This is a genomic window from Bacteroidota bacterium, from assembly GCA_041658205.1.
Taxonomy (GTDB): Bacteria; Bacteroidota; Ignavibacteria; order UBA10030; family UBA8401; genus UBA8401.
In genome coordinates, this window is sequence record JBBAAO010000003.1 from 35999 (window position 1) to 55665 (window position 19667).

General features: G+C 41.8%; 8 protein-coding genes. All 8 read right to left on the reverse strand.

The window, feature by feature from the left end; translation table 11 throughout:
* Positions 1-67 precede the first annotated feature (67 nt).
* Positions 68-2020, reverse strand: a complete 1953-nt coding sequence (locus tag WDA22_15380) for an ATP-binding protein (GenBank protein MFA5834857.1) — start codon at positions 2018-2020, stop codon at positions 68-70.
* Between the two features lie 190 nt (positions 2021-2210).
* A complete protein-coding gene (locus WDA22_15385; protein ID MFA5834858.1) occupies positions 2211-2753 on the reverse strand; it encodes a PsbP-related protein in 543 nt (180 codons plus the stop codon).
* 24 nt (positions 2754-2777) lie between these two features.
* Positions 2778-12335 (reverse strand): hypothetical protein, encoded by a 9558-nt coding sequence (locus WDA22_15390; GenBank protein MFA5834859.1) that lies wholly within the window; start codon positions 12333-12335, stop codon positions 2778-2780.
* A gap of 25 nt (positions 12336-12360) precedes the next feature.
* Positions 12361-14547, reverse strand: coding sequence for a hypothetical protein (locus tag WDA22_15395; protein MFA5834860.1), 2187 nt, complete (start codon positions 14545-14547; stop codon positions 12361-12363).
* A gap of 578 nt (positions 14548-15125) precedes the next feature.
* Positions 15126-16043 carry an alpha/beta hydrolase gene (locus WDA22_15400; GenBank protein MFA5834861.1) on the reverse strand — a complete coding sequence of 306 codons (918 nt, stop codon included), beginning with the start codon at positions 16041-16043 and terminating at the stop codon, positions 15126-15128.
* A gap of 170 nt (positions 16044-16213) precedes the next feature.
* Positions 16214-17524 (reverse strand): MFS transporter, encoded by a 1311-nt coding sequence (locus WDA22_15405; protein ID MFA5834862.1) that lies wholly within the window; start codon positions 17522-17524, stop codon positions 16214-16216.
* 62 nt (positions 17525-17586) lie between these two features.
* Positions 17587-18951, reverse strand: coding sequence for an aldehyde dehydrogenase family protein (locus tag WDA22_15410; GenBank protein MFA5834863.1), 1365 nt, complete (start codon positions 18949-18951; stop codon positions 17587-17589).
* Entirely contained in the window at positions 18939-19664 is a 726-nt protein-coding gene (locus tag WDA22_15415; GenBank protein MFA5834864.1) for a gamma-glutamyl-gamma-aminobutyrate hydrolase family protein, read from the reverse strand. The genes WDA22_15410 and WDA22_15415 overlap by 13 nt, the downstream gene beginning before the upstream one ends.
* Positions 19665-19667: the final 3 nt, after the last annotated feature.

Consider the following 19667-nt stretch of genomic DNA (forward strand, 5'->3'; position numbering starts at 1 on the left):
AAAAGGGATTTTATTAATCCCTCAAAATAATTCTGCTGCCATTCTGAATTCTTGAGACCTCAAATATTTACTGCAAGTTTTTCCCAATCGTAAAATAAAAGATTGTTCCTCTCCCCAGCTCAGATTCCACCCACATTCGTCCTTTGTGAAGCTCCACAATTTTTTTACACAACGCTAATCCAATTCCCGTTCCTTCATATGCATCATTCGTATGCAGGCGCTGGAACACGACAAAGATCTGATCAAAATATTTCTCGTCAATACCAATACCATTATCTTTTACCATAAATTCCCATTCATCTGCATGTTCCCGAACTCCTACATGAATGGAAAGTGGATTGGGAGTTCTGAATTTTATCGCGTTGCCAACAAGATTTTGCACCAATTGTTTCATTTGCAGCGCATCCGCAGTAATTGTCGGCAACGGATCGAATGTAATAGAGATATCTTTATTGTGAATCACGGAACTAAAGGTAACCAGAATCTCTTCCAACGTGTCGTACATATTCACAGGAACAAATTTCTTTGATGTTCCGGCACGAGAATATGTCAATAATCCTTTAATAAACGATTGCATCCGTGAAAGGCCGTCGCGAATGTATTGGATATATTCTTTTTGCGATGCCGAAATACTCCCTCCCATTTCCTCTTCCAACAACTCTGCATTACCAAGGATTGACTGGAGAGGTGCCTGTAGATCATGCGAAGCAACGTACGCGAACTGTTCAAGTTCTTTGTTGGATCGCTCCAGTTCTTTCATTGTTCCGGTCAGTTTTTCTTCGGCATGTTTGCGTTCCGAAATGTCAATCCACGATACTTCAATGAAGGAATCATTCCCCAACAATTTGATCGACGTTAAACAATATTTTTTTGCTCCGTTTTTAGTACGGATTACTGTTTCGCGATCAGTTAAGAACCCTTTTTTCCTTACATCGGAGATCATTGTTTCCCAATCAGATGGTGTTACCCAGAGAATCTGTAAACGATTCGATAGGATCTCTTCTTTGGAGTACCCGGTAAGTTCCGCAAGTTTGTCGTTGACCGCTGTTAATCCTGTCCCATCCAGATTGAACCGGCACATTCCCACAGGTGCATTCTCAAACAAATTCCGGAAGTGTTCGCGGCTTTCTACTAGTTCCTGTTGAAAACTATTTCGCTCAAGATCCAGTCGGTGAATAATGAGAGCTATCCATGAAACGAAGATACCCAGGATTAGGATCACTAAAAATGCAAACAAGACAACGCCAAATTCATTGCTGTATAATTGTGCATCTTGCCCCAGCATTCGTAACCAACCGATTGCAAAAGGAATAATGATCGTCCCCGTATAGAGCCGTCGTAAGATTAATCCACCGGATGTTGGACTGATAAAAAGCGCCATGAATCCGGCACCCGATGTAAGACTGAGCAGAGCAAGAGAAAGTAAAATATAGAGGATCGCTGTATGGATCGCGACCATAATCAGTGGACTGATGGCAACAATCGTTTCATATTTGAAGAGAAAGCCATTGACGATAAACAACATCACATAGACACCGCAAACCAAAATAAATTGGTGGACATATATCAATGACCGATTATTGAGTGTGACGAAGACAAATCCAACAATGCTAAAACTGATTGCCGTAACAATTCCCATTCGTCCCGGAATGCTAATACCGGCATCTGATAATGATTCGTGAAATAATAATTGATCAATGCCAAGATCAATTGCGGTGGCATATTCATATAATGTTAAGACACCGATCGCTCCCACGAGCGATCCGATCAATTGTGCATACAGAATGTGCGAACGATCGCGCAGAACAATCAATAAAGCAGCACCGCACAATAAAAAACCGATAGCGGTATTTACCTTCATGGTTGGCCACCCTTGAACCACCTGCTTCAGTGATTCAACATCATAGATCCAAGCGATCAACACCATTGTTCCAACGGCGATCAATAGGAGCGCAGTACCTACGGCAAATCTCCGCAAGCTTATCTCAATAGAATTTTTAGTGAGCGTTGTTTGGTTCAATGGATGATTCCTCTGTCACGAGTAATATACTTATCACATCTCTGATCAGCAAAGTGATAAATAAAAATATAGTATGAAATCACTGTATTTAATTCTGTGATGTATCACATCATTGAAGTTGGGGTGCAAAAAGAAGGGAAAAGTGGGACGGTCTGAATTGTTGAGATGACAGATCCGTCCCACAGTGTGGTTATTTTTTGATTTTTGGCGCAGTAATAAATGCGAACGATTGAATCATCTTCATTGCAGCGTCAGAATATTTATCATATTCAGACAGTGTGGCGGTATACGTAACATGGTACACTTTACCGTTGTTGAGGACGAATCCTTTCAGATATTTCAACTGCTTGCTAAACTGTACTCCTCGATAGACTAACAAGTGACCGGGAATTCCACCCATCGTTGTCCCTTCCGTTTGATCAATTACTAGACTGTCGGTAAACGCGTCGATAAATTTTAAAATTCGTTCCCGGTGTCCTTCCAGCGTCGAGTGGCGGCCGGCTGTATCATAGAGAGTGATAGATACATTGGAATGATAGTTGTTCATATTTTTCCCGCTATCAGCATAAAAGATCACCACATAACCCGGATTTTTTGGCTGCACTCTCCACGTTGACGGATACGCAACCGTAAATTTATTCGTTGTATCCTGAAAAGTTGCAAATTCTTGCTGCGCCGATGCAAAATGCATTATGATGGCCGTTGTGAGAATAATTGAAAAATAGTGTTTCATAGACATTCCTTATAGGGTCAACAATTAGTATTTAATCGCTGCGCAATGATTTCCGAACAGGTCAAAACAGAGATCGAGTTCATGGGGAGAAATATCCACGCCAAATGATATATGTTTCGTGTGAATCGGCCACGGAAATGGAATGCTGATGGAAACAGAACCATCCACTTTGCTTTTGGAATAACTGAATGTTGCCGTTGCAAAATTAACATTAATGTTCTTGCTGAATCGGATGTGAAAACATTTCCAATGAAAATCAAAATGGAAGTTCGTGTGAATACCGAGTGAGCCTTTCAACGTAAAACTGTTTATCGTAAAGCCGCCGTTTTTGGAATCACTCAGTGAAGCATCGGCAACAAACGAACTACCCGCAAAATTGGCCGAACCATTTGCTGTAATCGTTACTGTCGTTCCGTCAAACGAGTAGGAAACGTTCGCAGCAGCCAATGTAAATCCGGCAATCGAGATATCGAATGATCCGGTAAAACTGGTCACGCCGCTTTTATTGCCACTGAATTGCACTTCTCCTTCCCCAAATCCGGGAATATGAACGGTGGACGTTCCTTGAAATGTCCCTTGCGAAATAAGAATTGTTGTTTTATCGAACGTCATTCCTTTAAATGAAATTGCCACATCGCACTTAAAGTATTTCAATTTGTAATTTGCGCTGGATGCAGGCATGACTGCTTCGGACATTTCCATCATTTCCCAAAAATTGTCATCTCCTTTCACGGTGAACGGCTCATCAGAATTTGGTATGGGAATGATCACATCGGAAAATGCCGGGGTGAGATCGAGCGTTGTTTCCCGGGCATCGCTGCTGGTAGCATCAAGCTGCAATGCCGAAAACGGCACATTATATTCCTTGCCGGACTGGTCAGTAAGATGAGCAATAAGTTTATTGGGATTGAATTGCTGCCGATTGTGTTCTGTTGTTGTATAGGGAGGAAGTCCCGGTTGATAATACCCGTACGACGGCTCGCTGCGATATTGATTGGAGCTGCTGTCACTACCAACACCGCGATTATCGCCGACATTCTGTCCTTCGATAAACGAAACGATATTGGATTTAAATTCTTCCGGATCGATGCCGGCAATATTCACAGCGGCAATCACTTCGTTGGCAATGTTATTCGCATCTTGAGCTTCGGCACCCATGGTAAATCCCCATTCTCTTGCAACAGCAAATGCATTCCGATATAATTCCAACTCTTGATAAATTGCAGTGTAGTCACTCTTTAATACGTCAAATGCCATATCAACTGCAAAATCGTCATCGGTTCCGTCCTGCGATTCACCTTGATCGGAGATACTGATTGAATTTAATCTGGCCATTGCAGCATGCTTGTATTCAGTACCGGTGCCAAGCGCAAGAAATTCAAAATCGCCGTTGCCGATAATAAAGTTCATGCTCCCTTTTCCATACAACGAATCAGGAGACATCCGGAATGTGGAGAAAGCAACATCATAACCGTCAATTTTCAAATCGCCGCTTGCATCAACGTACGAGTTGGCCGGAATCATGGTGATGTGACCGTCGAGATCAATAAGAGGATTTCCACCGGATGGATTCGGTATGGAGATGGAACCCTGCATAGAAAATTGTTTCGTATCAATCAGCATCGTGGATTGTGCAAGTGAATATCCCGCCACTTCAACATCTCCCTTTCCGTTTACTTGGAACGGTGAAGCATCCACTTCCAAATCCCCGGTGTAAGCGATAATTTGTTTTACACCTAGCGATCCGTTCACAGTAAACTTCTCCTGCGGAATGTCGATGACCATCGTGGATTTTGCCATGGTGAATGTCGAAAAGAGATCAACATCGATTGTTCCTGTAATCACCCCTTTGAAATCAATATTAAGAATACCATCAGCACTCACAAAGTTTTGCATACCAACAGGAGCGAACGTACCACCTATTGTTAATTGGTAGTCATTTGCCTGTTTTGCAAAGGCGCCCTCCGCTTTAATCAATTCAGCTCCGGATTCACCAAGCAGAATTGATGTTGACGCTGTAAGGTCTGCTAAAAAATCTCCGTTCGATCCGACAGATCCTTTCAAGGTAAATCCTTCGATTTTGCCGGCAAGTTTAATGCTTCCTTGTGCATTCACGCGCCATTTTCCTTGCGTATCGGTAAAATCAAACGACATTCCTCCGAATGACCAGGTTCCCACGCTCAACTGGCCAACATCAAATTGGAGTTCAGAAATTTGGACTTCTTTCGAAGTAATAATTAGGTTTTTTGCCGTAAGGTCGAAGAAGGGTGAGAGTGAAACCGTTCCGCTCACTTCAAATCCATCTTCAACAAATTCTGCATCGGTCACTTTCAACGTAAATCCTTTTGGGAGAAGATTGGGGAGCGATCCCCAGTCGATTTTAGCACTGGTAAAGCTGACACCGGTAGATGAAACAATAATACCATCTACATTTGCTGTCCCTTTGCTTTCCGGCAATGCAAAATGTCCGCCCACTAAATAACTATTGGCATCTTTTTCTTTCGAACTCGATATGCTTACCACATATCCTTTATAATTGATTTTTGTTTGCGAGAAATTTAAATCACCGCCATTAAATCCTTTCTCTTTTGAATACTGCAGTTTGTCTATTCCAAATGTGATGTTTCCGGAGAGCGTAACTGTTACATCCATACTAACGGCATTTTTTGTAATGGTTCCGTCTTTCACGGTAAATCCAAATCCCTTGTACGAAAGAGATTGACCGCTGAATAATACCGAAGAAATCGAAAACGATCCGTCACGACCAAATGTAGCATCTTTTGCTGTGACAACACCCATTGAACCCGGAAGTGTAACTGTTGCAGTGACATCAAATTTTTTGTGTGTCACGTTCACAAGATCAATCGTTGCTTCTAATCCGGCGAAAGTAAATGCCGGACCATCAAAATGAATTGTGCCACCGCTTACTGATCCACTTTGTACATTAATATCAACGTTGTTGACTGTTAACGAACGTTCCGGATCCAGTACGATGGTTCCACCGAATTCAATTTCGTTGTTGGCAAATGTCGCTTTTGGATCTTTCAATCCAAGTCCTCCATACGATAACGATCCATCCAACGCAACTTCTGCCTGCTTTACCGCACCGGTGGACGCATCAACTTCCAGCGATGTGATATTGATGGTACCGATAGAATCAGGCAATGCAACTGAACCGGAGAGGGTTACTAATTTTGCAGACCAATCATACGAAATGTTTTTCACTGCAACGCCTAACTTTCCCCATTGAAAAGTATTGCTGTAAGCAATCGTTCCACCATCAAGTTCTCCCGCTGAGGTAATCTTCAGATTCGTAAACTTTGCCGTTCCCACGACCGGAGCTGTCACCGATCCATTCACCACCAGATCCGTTTTTTCATACGTTGCTGAGGTCAATTGAAATGTGAATCCGTTTTTGGTGAAGGAGACTCCACCGACTCCGATGGAACCGACAGAAATTTGCATCGGATATGAAAGCGTGACATTGTTTGCGGTGAGTGTAGCCAGATTATTTGGTAACTGAAGATTTGCCGAAACAGAAATTCCGTTCTTGACAAGACTCAAAGCCGTCACAATCAATTTTGCTCCATTGTAAGACAAACCGGGTCCGCTGTATGTTAGCATACCTCCGGCTGCACTTCCGTCTGTCCTGATATTCACACCTTTTGCAATGATCGTTCCATAGACATTGGGAAGAGAGATCGAACCATCCACTTCAATTTCTGTTCCGGAAGCAGAAACGTTGGTAATGTTCACGACAAATCCGCCAATCTTTAATGAATCCAAACCACCAAACGAGATTGTTCCACCATAATAACTTCCATTCGAACCGATCTGCAATCCTTCTGCACGCACCGTTCCTATCGATCCCATGTTAACGGAACCATCAATCATCACAGAATTATCGAGTAATTGTAACGTATCGACATTCACAACATAGTTTTTCCATTTCAATGTGGTACCAGTCAATGTCGCTTTTCCCAAATCGACAACGGATGTTCCTTTCATCTGAAATCCGGTAAGTTGCAGAGTGCCGAGACTGTTTGGTAACTGCACTGATCCACTCAAGGCCATTACATCATCTGTTCCGATTGATGCGTTATCCAATGTGAGTTTAAAACCTTTATATGATAATGTTGTTCCCTGAGCTGCAATTGTTCCGCCATAAAAATTTCCTTGTGCGTCAAATTGAAGGTCGGTCAGTTTCAACGTTCCATATCCTTGCGGAAGGGTCATTGTTCCTGAAATGCTCATCCGTTCACTTGCATAGGAAATTGCATCGACCTTCACGGTGAATCCTTTATAGGCAAATCCCACTCCCTGCACGGAGATTGATTGTATCCCCACCGTTCCGGTTGAACCAAATGTTAATCCGGTTACTTTCGCAGAGCCGCCGACTGATGTAGGGAACGTGATTGTTCCATTTAAAGATATATCAGAAAGATCTTTGGTAACCACACTGATATTGGTGAGAGAGAATCCTCCGATCGCGATCGATTCTCCCGAATACGTAACAGATCCAAAGTTCACGGTTCCGATTAATCCAACTTCAAAGTTCTGCACGGAAAATGTTCCGCTGATATTCGGAACGGAGAAGGAAGCGTTCATTTCAAGTCCATCCCCTTCAAACTGGATCGATTGAACGGCAAGCATATATCCTTTATAAGAAAGTTTCACATTCTCCGCGCTGATTGTTCCATTCAAGAGGGCACCGGTTGTGCTAATCGTAAGGTCGGTGACATTTACTATACCAATATTTCCGGGAAAGGCGATCGATCCATTCACTCGTATCGCATTTTGGGCAAAAGCGATATCCGAAACTGTAATAGAATAATTACCCCATGCGAATGTTCTTCCTTTGAATTCAATTTTTCCCGGCGAAATTATTGTTCCGTTTGTCAGCGCCGTCATATTTGTCACAGAGAATTCGCCGACCCTTGGAACGGAAATAGTCCCGGAATAATACATCGAATCTCCCGAAGTGGTCACCGCAACATCGTTGATGACAAATCCGGCATAGGTCAGTTTCACGTTTTGCAAATTGAAATTCGTGACGGTGAATGAACCAGACGACGTAATAGTTATACTCGCCGATCCGGCAGCACCTCCAAAAGCAAATGTCGCTGTCCCCTGAACACCTCCGGAAACGAATGTTAATGACTTCAATGCTAACGAATATCCATTGTACGTAAATGGAGCACCAGTATACGTGAGCAGTCCTCCGCTTAACGTTCCATTATAACTGATGTTGACATCGTTGGCACTGACTGTTCCCCTATTTCCAGGGAGCGTTACTTTTCCGCTTAATTCTACCTCATCATTTTGGATGACTGCTTCAGTCAACGCAAATTGGAATCCATTATAATTGAATGAAGAGTTCGTTTGGAGAACAATCTTTCCTCCGGAGAATGCACCGATTGTTGAAATTCTCAAATCTTCCGCCGTGACTGTAACCGTTTTCCCTAAAGATATTTTACCATTGACGCGAACATCACCCTGTCCAATCGACAATGAATCGACATTGACCGAATAATTCCTCCATGTCAATGAAGTTCCTCTTAGCGTTGCCTTACCAAGCGAGACAACTCCCTTTCCATTTAAGGTCAATCCTGTCAGTGCAACTGTTCCAAGATTTGTCGGAAGTGTGATTAACCCGTTAAGACTTACTAATCCCTGGGAAAGACTTCCTGTCAAATTATTAACGGTGAATCCATTATGATTAATTGTTGTCCCTTGAAGCGAAAGTGTTCCGCCAGTAAGTGTCCCATCGTTTTGTATCGATAATCCCGTAACATTCACCGTGCCGTATTGGCCCGGGAGATGAATAATGCCGGAAAACAAAAATTTACCTGATGCATAGGAAGCACTGGTCACTGTTGTAGTGAACGTCCCGATCACCGTGGAGACATTATTCACTGCAATTCCGCCAATCGTAATCGACCCGTCGGTTCCAATGAGCAAATTATGAAGTGCGATTGTACCGGAAACTTTTTGCGGTAATTTTACTGTTGCGGACATTGTAATTCCCGACGTGGTCGAGAATTCTGCGCTGTTCACACCTACGGACAATCCGCCCACGGATAATGAAGAACCGGAATATGTCATCGTTCCGGGATTGATCGTGCCATCCAATCCTATTTCAAATCCTGTCACGTTCATCGTTCCGAGATTCTTCGGCAAAGTCGCTGTTCCGTCAAATTCTATTTCGTCTCCTTCAAAACGAGCTGATGTTAACGCAAGTGCAACGCCGCTATAAGTGATTTTCAATGGACCGGACGTGGTGATTCTTCCCTCGGTGATTTGTCCCGAAGCATTGAATGACATATTTTGAACAACCACGTTTCCTAATTTTTTTGGAAGCTGGATCGATCCATCAACAAAAATGGCATCGGAAGCGAATCCGATGCGATCAACTGATAGCACCGAAGATCCGATCGAAATTGTTTTTTGTTTCAGAGCAATCGCCCCACCGCTAAATCCCCCGTTAGGGTTAATTGCAAGATTCGAAATTGTTACCGAATTCAATTTTGGCATGGTGATCAATCCGTTGACAACAATACCGGCATCTGTTGCGGTGAGCAAAGAAAGCGCAACAACAAATCCATGATAATTAAGCTTTGCATTATCGACCGCAAATGATCCGACCGTTATTCTTCCATTTGGTAACACGGTTACATTGTTTGCTTGTACAACAGTAAGATTGTTTGGCAGTGTAAACATTGCCGCTGCTGTGATACCATTTGCTGCAAGTTGAATATTTTGTAAGGATAATGTCCCTCCTGCAAATCTAAGAGGTGAACCATTATACGTGATAGAGCCGCCAGTGAATGTTCCTTCAGGTGTGATATCGACGGAAGTAAACTCAATCTGCCCTCCATTTGGAAGTGATGCTGAGCCGTCAAATTCAAATGCATTACTTTCAATCTCAATGCTTCGTATTTTTACCCCAAAGCCTGCTACTGTTATATCATATGGTGGCTTGGGTGGTGAGCCTCCTCCAATCACAGGATGTACTGCCGACCCAAATGATACGCTTCCTCCGGAGAATGCTCCAGTCGAACTCACCATCACTTTAGATGCCGAAAGTGAAATATTATTGGGAAGCTTTAGTGATCCACTCACTTCCATCCCTGTGGGAGTTGGAACAAGGGAAGTAACATTCATCGTATAACCATTCAGTTTCATGGTTGTTGCTGCGGATGGTGAGGAAACGACGCCATTTTGAACAATTCCGGAAGCTTTCACCACCAATCCTGTAAGTGCCGTCGTTCCTCCACCTGCTGGCAATGTAATCGTTCCGTTTATTGTCAGTTCGTTATTCCCTATTGTTGCAGAAGTGACAAGGAGTTTGGTTCCGCCATAATTCAGCGAAGTATTGGAAACATCTATTGTTCCGCCGCTGGTTGTTCCGTTTGAAATAATTCTCGCATTTTTTACGTGCAGAGATCCCAAATTAGTTGGCAATGTTATTATTCCTTCTGCCCAGATGCTTCCGTTCGTCAAGGAAACATTCGTCACAACGGTCGGAAATCCTTGAATCGAAACATTTGCTTTCAAAACATTAAATACTCCCGGCGCAATAATCCCGGAATTGTTCACAACCATATCATGAAATGAATACGCATTCTGCTCATTGCCGACAGACATCGTTCCGGTGAAACCAACACCATTCTTGGCGATATAAGCGTTGGAAAGTGATACGGGAAATCCCAATATCATTGCACCCTCCGGCGCAGTGATTGTGCCGTCAGCAAAACTTCCATCGGATTGAATATTGGCACCAGTAAATTTTAACATTCCGATATTTTGAATGACAATTTCACCATTCATAGAAATAGCTTTTCCATTAAACATAGCCGAAGTTAATTTCGCGGGAAGAGAACTAAATGCAATAGATGCTGAAGTAGCAGAAAATTTCTCCTGAGATAGAATTCCTCCGCCCGAAACAATCACATCAGCGAGTGGAAGACTACCGACCTGCGGTATTTCTACAGTACCGGAAAGATGCAGCTGTTGGTCCTGACCGAAAGAAACATTCACATTATTTGTCATAAAACCGTTTAGTATCACAGCACCAACAATATTTATCTTTTGCACTGTAACACCGGATGGAGTCAACATAAAATCGGTTTGGAAATTATAAGAAATATTATTGACAAGAATTTTCCCTTGAGCTTTCATTCCTATCGGAGCAAATCCACCCGCTGAGATATTTTCGATCTCTTGTAGATTAACAATGTACGATTTATAATTATACGTCCGTTTCGGATCGACAACAAATGAGCCCGGCTTTTGAATCCCCGCCGAAGTGATTTCCACATTTTGCAGATAGGCAGTTCCAAATTCAGGAAAGATAACATTTCCGGAGAGTGTAATTCTTCCTCCAATAAAATCCACATTTCCAGAAGTGGGAAGAAGATTGAACCCTTCATACGTTAAGAACTGATTGACCAGTACAATGGTACCTCCGGTGAAGGTACCAAAATTGTTCACGACAATATTTCCCACTCGTACATTCCCCATGCCATTCGGAAGTGTCACGCTCCCTCCGAGCACCAATTGATTGTTCTTGATATATGTTGAATCAATAGTCAGCGGGAGCGTTGATATTCGAATTGTTTCTCCTGTGCTGAATTTTACGGATGGATCAATATTGCCGTTTGCATAGAGCAGTAGATGGGAAACCTTCAGTTGCGTATGTGCACTGGTAAGTTGAAGTGTCCCCTGTAATGCTATTCCGGAGGGGAGGAATTGAAATTGAGCAATCTGAAACGGAAGATTCAAAAGTTGAATGCTTGATTTCGCCAAAATAGTAGGCTGATTGATCTTTCCATCCGGTGTTACTATCAAATTCTGAAACTGAATATTCCCCATGCCGTTCGGCAATGGTAATACACCCGAAAAAGAAACGCTGCCGCTGTTCAATGTTGCCGCAACGCCGTGAATTGTATATCCCGAAATATTCAATTCCGGAAACGAAGTAATCTTCAACATTGGCGTCAACTTCGGAGGGTAATAGGCGGTAACATCAATACTACCCATGGAATTTGGAAGAACTATTTTCCCGGAAACGTTCAAAATGTTATTTTCAAAGAACATATTTGAACCTTGAATCGTCCATCCTTGCACACTAATATTTCCATTCGAATTCGATAATTGTCCATCAACATTCCACCCTTTCGAGTTTAATCGGGCATTTTGCATGGAACAGGAAAATCCCGGAAGCTGAACTGTTCCGGTTAATAGCAATCCTCGCTCATCACCATCGTATGTTCCGCTGACGATGGAAGCTTTGTATCCATAATAGGCAATGGTGAATGGCGTGATGATTCGCGCACTGAGAATTTTTCGATTAGCAGCTCGTTGAGTAATGGCAATTTCCACTTTTTCAGGAGTAGCGCCCGGTATAAAAATAAATGCATTCTGTTGCTTGCTGTTTTCATACATCATCAAATAACCTGCGATATTGCTGAGTGGAAACGGGGCGGGTGGTATGAGCGGGTTAATTTGAGCCTGCAATAATCCGGAAAGAGTGAGCGGGACAAAACAGACTGCCAACAACAAATATCGGACGAATCGCATGGTGAAATTCCTTAATGGTGAAATTTTATAATGTTGTATTCAATGTCCAACTGAATGTCAGATACAATTGCAGATCCTCTGTAGCGCTCTTTATGGGAATAAATGTTGTCGAACGACTCCATGTCGTACTGATCTGCATTTGCGGTGCCGATGTATTGGTGATGCCAAAATTTGTCATTGTTGTGAACGCAATGGAGAGAGATGTTGAGTGTTGAGAGTGATCAGATGCAGAATTATCCGAAAACGATGTGGTAACACCAACCGTGTTTTGATTTGTTTGATCGAACCCATAATTGACTGTGCCGGAGGCGGATACAAACGAACTGATCACATTGGTGGATTGTGCTTTTGAATCGGAAGAATTGATGTTGAGTGATGTATTCATTCTCTGAATGGGAGCAAGCGAGAAAGAAACTCCAATATTATTCTGTACTGAACTTTGATTTTGTACGGAATAATCATTCATATCATTAATGCTGTATGATAATGAAAGTGAAGTCGTAGAAAAGTTTAATCCGGCGGTTGCTGCATATTGATGTGTCTGATTATCCTTTGCCGTAATACTGATATAATCCCCTTTTTGCATTGCTAAGGAATATGAACCGGAAAGATTTAAAAAACTTAATGGACTCCCGCTTCCCGTAAATGAATATGTTTTATTTTTTGTTGGCTGGTAAACAGTATCACTGGAAAGCCCCGTTCGCTGAAAATTATATCCAGCTGATGTGTTCAAGCCGTTGAAAAGCGTTGTTCCCGCATTGAACGATCCCATAAATTGATCGTGCGCCAAGTAAGGATTACCGGGATTATAAAAATATCTGTCCGCATACTGCATGGAACCGTTAAGCGAAATAATTGATATCGATGTGTTTGCAGAAAAAGTACCGGCAAGTCCAGGGTCGGTTGTTGTTTTATCCAGTTCTTTCATGTTGCTAAAACTCTTAGCCCCTTCAAATGAGACATTCGCTCCAATGATTGATGGTAACGTTCCCGATACTCCCACCACAGTTCCTTTTACGGGAATAAATTGCGTTGCAGATATTCCGGCAGTTGCCGTCGTATCATCCGTACCGCGGATGACAAATGTGGAAAATGTTGTCCCATTATCAAATCCATATTCCATCCTTCCGCCGGAAAAATCTTGCGTTGCGCCGCCGGAACTTTTTGAATCCCCGATAAAAAGAAATGTTGAGAATATCCCGGAAGAAAAACTGGTCTGCACACCATTCAATTGAACATTGCTCATCCCATATTCAGAAAAACTCTCCGAAAAGTCTCCAAAGAACAAATTCACCGGCACTTCGGATGCCGAGAGTGAAAATCCCTGCAATTTTGCCGTCTTCTTCCCGTTGGAAGGAAGCAGCGTCTGATCTGTGTGAACTGTTGCATTCGAACTGAACGTGATACCGCCGATTTTTTGTGAAGCATGAAATGCGACATCCGCTCCATAAGTCCTCTGCAACGAGGTTAACGGAATTGTCTGATTATAACCGTACGATGTTGCCAATGAAGTTTGAAGTGTAAAGGGATTCTGTTCCGGCGGTGCAGGTCGAACGATGAAACTCCATGTTGCATTGTTGGCAATATTTCCTTGACCATCCGGAATAATCACGGAGATGGTATGTGAACCTGTATCCAACGAAAGCGAAGGGGTATAACTGATATTGGATGGAATCACACGGCTGTTCTTGGTCACATCCGTTGAATCGATTAACAGGCGTATTCTTCTTCGATCGATCGTTTCATCATCAAAATAGCCAATGCGAATTTCCGGCCGTTCAGCAAAGACGGTATCACCGGTATCGGGATACCGTGAAATTAAAAATGGCTGTGATTTATCTTCGCGGATGATAATCTCATAATACACTGTCGGAGCATTTATCGGAGCCGTGGCATTTTGTCCCGTTCGATTCGAGGCAAGGATATAATAGTCGATTCCGGCAAGCGTAACTGCAGATTTTGGGAGTCGCAGTGAATAGGTGTTCCCATTTCTTGTCATTCGTAACCAGGAAAATGTAGTTGTATTGCTGTTTCTGTAATACAGCTCTACATTTGTCACTTCAACGGAATCCGTCACAATTGCGTTGAATTCAATTTCCTGGTTTTGACTTGCTTGAAGGATTTGTTTGTGTTGAATCTTCGGCTGGCCTAAAACAAAAAGTGTGGATAATACAAATAAGATAAAAACATATTTCCCGTTTCGATGAAGCAATATTTTGATTCCTATTATAGAGGTGTAAACGATCGTTTCGAAGGTGATCAAACGTATAGCGACGAACTTTCCGCGCCTAGAATAGAAATTATATCTTATAAAATCAAGAATTGGCGCACAAAGTTGCTCATTGAACTTTCACCAAATTTTTTTCAGTCCATCTGACTAAATGAATGTCCTCGCGGCAAGCGGCGGGGAATTATGCCCTTAAGAGATTAAACTGTCAGAAACAATGTTTTTAGAAGCTATTTCAAAAATGAATGTGACTGTATTATGCATCACATTTGGGTCATCCTACACAGATGTTTAGTTGCCGATCTAAATGGTTTAAAGGATATTGAATCTAACACTAGAGTGAATATTTTATTCAACTGTTGGAGAGGTGCGTGAAGAACTTGATTGATCTCGCATGTGTAACCTGAAATCTATTTCATACAAATGAAAAAGAACAGACAATTGCTCCTTTGGGAAAGTTCATTCTTTATTCACACTATCATTAATGGAGGTACGTTGTTGCTGCGTTATATTGTTGGAGAGGTGCGTTGTTGAACAATATAGGAGGATGGACAAATCAAAATCTACTCTTCAATCCCTATTTCTTTCAAAAACTTCCAGATTGCTTTAAAATTATCACTCATTTCCTTTTCGCTAAAATCACCATGCTTTTTCCCTTGTAAAACAATCAGAGTATTCTTTACGCCATGCTTTTGAAGAGATTCGTGCAATAACGTTGCATGAACAAACGGAACAGAATTATCTGCATCACCATGGATCGTGAGGACAGGAGGAGCAGAAGGATTTATATAAGTTAAGGGAGAACAGAGTCTAAAAATTTCTTCCTTTTTTGTTGTGTCGCCTACCAATTTTTCTGTAAAACTTTTCGAATTCCAAAAACTCATCAGTTTTCCAATATCGCTCACGCCAAACCAGTTTATCACTGCTGCAACTTTCAGTTCTCTCAGAATTGGCTTGTGAGGAATGGCAATCTCTTTATCTTCAGTTAAGAAGCCTGTCATAAGAGCAAGGTGCCCACCTGCAGATTCTCCTGAAACAACAATTTTTGTTGTGTCAAATTTATATTTGTTAGCATTTTCATAGATCCAATTCAAGGCATACCGACAGTCCGCAATACAAGCCGGAAATGACGCTTGATTCAACAAACGGTAGTCAATATTGACCACTGCCCAGCCCTTATCGATATACGGCAAAAAATTTAAATTTCTTATGGAACGATTTAAACTACTCCATCCACCGCCGTGGATATACAACAATACTGGTTTGCGTTGAGCAGAAAACTCAACCCAAGGTTCACCCCCTAAATTCTTCGCAGGAATATAGGCGTCAAGCTGAAGTTGTATACTATCTACACTAAGATAGGTAATGTTGGGAATAACAATTGATTTGCTATAAAGGCTTGCAACTGCATCTATTGCTGAAGGCGGTTGGTGTGCACAAGAGATAAGGAGAAGCGATAGAAAATAAATAGAATTTTTCATAGATATATTTTATACGGTAACAAAAGCACCAATACCCGTCGTTTTTCCTGACCCATTTCAACTAAAAACAGTACATCCCTATCGAAACTTATATAGAATATTTCTGGGACAGAACTCTCGTTAATGCTTAACGTAATATAAAATAAATTACTTTTTGAAAATCGAAAATTTTAGTTCGCCCCGCGCGCATTCCACATGAACATCTGAAGTACAACACAGGCAAATGTTGCGATCATAAGAAAATAAAATACCTCGCTCCATCCAAATGCCACAGAAATCCAGGCGACAAGCACTCCGCTCAACGCTGCCCCGATTGATCCAAGTCCATTAATAAATCCGGCAGCAGTGGAAGAAGCCTTCCGCGATCCAAAATCCATTGCTGCGGTTGCCGAGATGAGCGTATCAGGACCAAATGTGCAAAAGCCGATGAAGCCTAATGCCAACGGTCCAAAAATTGGATGAGCAGCAAAAAGACTGTAGGCAAAGATAGAAATGAATAAGACAATCAACATAATCACACTCACCGGCCCGCGTCTTGCGGAAAATAATTTATCCGATGAATATCCCGCAGCTATCGTACCGAGAAATCCTGCAAACGGAAAAATAATACTCATATATCCCGCTTTGTCCGCGCGAAAGCCCAATATTTGCACAAGATACGTGCTCAGCCAAAAAAGAAATGTATATCGTACGAGCTTCAGGAAAAAATATGAAAAACCCAAATTCCAAATATATTTATTCCATAATACTTCTTTCAGAATCTCAGTTATTGAGATTCTCTTTTCAACAATTGGTTCGCTATCAACATTTTTCACAACTGGTTCGTGTGATAAATACTCCGTAAGTCCCGGCAAACCTGCATCTTCCGGACGATTTCGCTGTCCCCACAAGAATACAATTCCCACACCTGTCAATCCAATAGCAGGTACCCAAAATGCCTCACGCCATGTTGCAAATCCAATAATGAATGCAGCAAAAGCAGTCGAAACGACATCACCAATTTGATAATTTGTTGCCCACCATGCCATCATCCTTCCCCGTTCATTAACGGAAAACCAGTTTGACATTGTCTTCATGCTATTCGACCAACCGGTAGCTTGTGCCGCTCCATTTATTCCCATCAATATTGTCATCAAGAATATGGATGATGATTGAGAGAAAAGAATATTTGCGACAACGCTCAATAAAAGACCGGCGGAAATAATCTTTCGGGCACCAAACCGGTCACCAAGCGGACCGGAAATAAACTGTCCGACAGCGTACATTGTAAGGTACGAGGAAATAATGATACCAACATCGTGTTCATTCCATCCGAACTCTTTCATAAAGACAGGTTGAGCAACAGCATAATTTTTTCTGCAGAGATAATATCCTGCATACAATAACCACATGACACTGAAAATACGGTACCGCCACGACTGAAATGCTTTATGAATCTGAAGTTCAAAACTAGCAGATGTTGAGGGAGCAAAGAGCGCCATGAAAAACTTTCAGTAATGAATAAAATGTATTCTGAAAACGTTTAGAAATCGATGCTCATCCATCAGGATTTTAAGTGATACGATTTTGTATTGGTAAATGCTCGTAGTCCGGCGTGAGATAGCGTTAAACCTATTCCGGATTTTTTCCTGCCGCTCCACGGTACAGCAGCGCTCACTCTATCGCAACAATTCCAATACGCTGTTCCTGTGTGAATTTGTGAAAGTATTTTTTCTGCGCGGTCTTTATTTGCGGTGTACACTCCTGCCGTTAAACCATATTCTGTATCTTGCATCAATTGTATCGCTTCATTATCATTCTTTACTTTCATAATTCCGATGATCGGTCCGAAGCTCTCATCCTGCATAACACTCATGGTATGATTCACATTGACCAGCACAGTAGGTTCAAAGTAATACCCTTTTCCAGTAACAGGTTTCCCTCCGGTCAATATTGTAGCACCCTTTTTGACTGCATCATTTACTTGGGATTCAATAAATGCTATTTGTGATTTTCGTGTCAACGGTCCAATGTATGTTCCTTCTTCAGTTGGAAGAGCACATTTATAACTTTTCACCTCGTTAACGAACTCGGCAACATATTGATCGTAAATTTTTTCATGGACATAAATACGTTCCACCGAACAGCAGCTTTGTCCGTTATTATAGAATGCACCATCAGCAGTTCCGGCGGCAATTTTTGCTATTTCAACCACATCTTCGGCAATATATAATGGATCCTTCCCTCCAAGCTCTAATTGACATGGAACCATTTTTGCTGCTACTTTTTCATAAATGTATTTTCCTGTCATGCTCGAACCGGTAAAGTAGTAACCATTAAACGGCATGGTAAGAAGTTGTTCTCCCACCTCTTTTGCTCCGACTGCCACTTGAAATGCATCATCGGGAACACCGGCTTGGGTGAGCAGTTTTTTTATCTGTATTCCGGTAAGCGTGGAAAATTCCGACGGCTTATACATGCAGCTGTTTCCTGCTAAAAGAGCCGGTATAAAGACATTCACACCAACCAAGTACGGATAATTCCATGCTGAAATGTTGCAGACTACTCCAAGCGGTTCATACGCAATTTTTTCTACGAGACCTTCTGAGTCCGTCATTATTTCATCACGAAGATATTTTGATGCATTATCCGTTAGCCACGTAATTCTCTTACAAGCCCCATTCACCTCATTCCGTGCTTGCTGCAAAGGTTTTCCTACTTCAGAAGTTAATATCACGGCACATTCTTCAATATGTTCTTTCAATAATTGTGAAAATTTTTGCAGGATATTAATGCGCTGCTGTAGGTTAACATGATTCCAGGAAATCTGCCCTTTTTTAAGAAGATTAAATTTTGCTGCAAGCGTTGATTGCGTATCTTCACTAACGGTGAGGATGACTTCTTCAGTAGCAGGATTTATGATTTGCATAGAGTATAATTTTTTGCAGCCTCAATAAATTGAAGCCTGATGTTATTGATTAAAATATTGTTTGGTTGAACTTTGACAAAACGTTCGGGATGTCCTTGCACACCTAAACAGAATGGATGCTTCCTCCATTCTTTCCTTTCTATGGCTTCGGCTACGCCATCGTGTGACCACGCACTGACCCGTAATTCTGAAGCTATTGCATCCAATCCTTGATGATGTGCACTGTTGATTGTTCCAGTTCCTGAGTTGCAGATAGAATACAAAAAGCTTCCCTGATCAATGGTAATGTCGTGAATACCGTCAACGTTATCGTGCTTTCTGTGATCGGATTTTTTGTTTTCTTCGAGATCTTGAATTAACGTGCCACCCATACTCACATTGACTATTTGCATACCTCTGCATATCGCCAGCAATGGGAGTCCGAGTTTTTGAGATTCCTGAAAAACTTTGATTTCAAATTCATCTCGATCTTCATTGAACGTTTGAGGGTGGTTGGGATAATTGATTCTGTTGCTGTTGTAAAATCTCGGATGCACATCAATTCCGCCGCTTAATACTATTCCCGAACACTGAACGAGATCATCAAAATTCTTTGGCATAAGCTTTACAATTTCAATGGCAGGGTCGTTATCCTTTATCCATAAAGGATAATTATCATACGACGTTTCTGTTTCAGTAATACCAATAACAATTGTGCTTTGTGTTGAATCCATTGA

Excerpts from the sequence above, each read along its gene's own strand:
- WDA22_15390 (MFA5834859.1), bottom strand. The coding sequence starts at position 12,335 with ATGCGATTCGTCCGATATTTGTTGTTGGCAGTCTGTTTTGTCCCGCTC.
- WDA22_15410 (MFA5834863.1), bottom strand. The coding sequence starts at position 18,951 with ATGCAAATCATAAATCCTGCTACTGAAGAAGTCATCCTCACCGTTAGT.
- WDA22_15400 (MFA5834861.1), bottom strand. The coding sequence starts at position 16,043 with ATGAAAAATTCTATTTATTTTCTATCGCTTCTCCTTATCTCTTGTGCA.
- WDA22_15405 (MFA5834862.1), bottom strand. The coding sequence starts at position 17,524 with ATGGCGCTCTTTGCTCCCTCAACATCTGCTAGTTTTGAACTTCAGATT.
- WDA22_15415 (MFA5834864.1), bottom strand. The coding sequence starts at position 19,664 with ATGGATTCAACACAAAGCACAATTGTTATTGGTATTACTGAAACAGAA.
- WDA22_15385 (MFA5834858.1), bottom strand. The coding sequence starts at position 2,753 with ATGAAACACTATTTTTCAATTATTCTCACAACGGCCATCATAATGCAT.